1 protein-coding gene is annotated in these 1,881 nt (G+C 47.4%); it reads left to right on the forward strand.

What is annotated here, in order from left to right:
- Positions 1 to 1,881 (forward strand): Calx-beta domain-containing protein (locus QT990_RS13020; RefSeq protein ID WP_333465306.1); only part of this gene is annotated, 1,881 nt, incomplete at both ends.

Genomic DNA, 1,881 nt, shown 5'->3' on the forward strand with positions numbered 1-1,881 from the left:
GACGGCGATTTAGATGCCTTCGTTGGGGCTAATGACGGCAACACGCGCTACTATGAAAACGCCCCCATTGTCAGCATCGCCGCTGGCATTACTCCCGCAGAAGGTGGCGCAACAGGCACTTTTACCATCACCCTCAACGATATTGCACCGGATGGTTTTACAGTTGCTTACACAGTAGGGGGAACCGCAACCAATGGCACTGACTACACCACCTTATCGGGAACCGTCACCATCCCAGCCGGACAAACCACTGCCACTATTAACGTCGTTCCCACCGACGATGCCATTGTCGATCCCAATGAAACCGTTACCATCACCCTCACAGACGGTGCAGCTTACAACCTCGCCGCTGCCCCCAACAATACCGCCTCGCGAACCATCACTGATAACGACATTGCCGGAGTCACAATCACTCCCACTTCGACAACAGCTACAGAAGGCGGTACAACGGGTAATTACACAGTAGTTTTAACCTCACAACCCACAGCCGATGTTAGTCTAGCCATTAGCAACACTGCTCAAACCGCTACTTCAGCTCCAACACTCACCTTTAATTCAATTAATTGGAATACACCGCAAACCGTAACTGTCACGGCTGTTAATGATAACAGCGTTGAAGGCAACCATACAGGAACTATTACTCATACCGCCACTTCAACGGATACAAATTACAACAGCATTGCCGTCGCTGCTGTCACAGCTAATATCACTGATAACGACATTGCCGGAGTCACAATCACTCCCACTTCGACAACAGCTACAGAAGGCAGTACAACTGGTAGTTACACAGTAGTTTTAACCTCACAACCCACAGCCGATGTTAGTCTAGCCATTAGCAACACTGCTCAAACCGCTACTTCAGCTCCAACACTCACCTTTAATTCAATTAATTGGAATACACCGCAAACCGTAACTGTCACGGCTGTTAATGATAGCATCGCCGAAGGCAACCATACAGGAACTATTACTCATACCGCCACTTCAACGGATACAAATTACAACAGCATTGCCGTCGCTGCTGTCACAGCTAATATCACTGATAACGACATTGCCGGAGTCACAATCACTCCCACTTCTACAACAGCTACAGAAGGCGGTACAACTGGTAGTTATGAAGTAGTTTTAACCTCACAACCCACAGCCGATGTTAGTCTAGCAATTGGTAACACTTCTCAAACCACTACTTCAGCTTCCACACTCACCTTTAATTCAACTAATTGGAATACACCGCAAACCGTAACTGTCACGGCTGTTAATGACACATTAGTGGAAGGAAGTCATACTGGAAGTATTACTCATACTGCAACTTCAGCGGATACAAATTATAGCGGCATTGCCGTCGCTGCTGTCACAGCTAATATCACTGATAACGACATTGCCGGAGTCACAATCACTCCCACTTCTACAACAGCTACAGAAGGCGGTACAACTGGTAGTTATGAAGTAGTTTTAACCTCACAACCCACAGCCGATGTTAGTCTAGCAATTGGTAACACTTCTCAAACCACTACTTCAGCTTCCACACTCACCTTTAATTCAACTAATTGGAATACACCGCAAACCGTAACTGTCACGGCTGTTAATGACACATTAGTGGAAGGAAGTCATACTGGAAGTATTACTCATACTGCAACTTCAGCGGATACAAATTATAGCGGCATTACCGTCGCTGCTGTCACAGCTAATATCACTGATAACGATAGTATTCCCACACCCGAACCCACGCCAACTCCGACACCAGAGGTAACACCAACTCCCACGCCAACTCCGACACCAGAGGTAACACCAACTCCCACGCCAATTTCGACACCAGAGGTAACACCAACTCCCACGCCAATTTCGACACCAGAGGTAACACCAACTCCCACGCCAATTTCGACA

Origin of the sequence: Microcoleus sp. T3_B1 (assembly GCF_036700445.1) — a bacterium.
Classification (GTDB): Bacteria; Cyanobacteriota; Cyanobacteriia; order Cyanobacteriales; family Microcoleaceae; genus Microcoleus.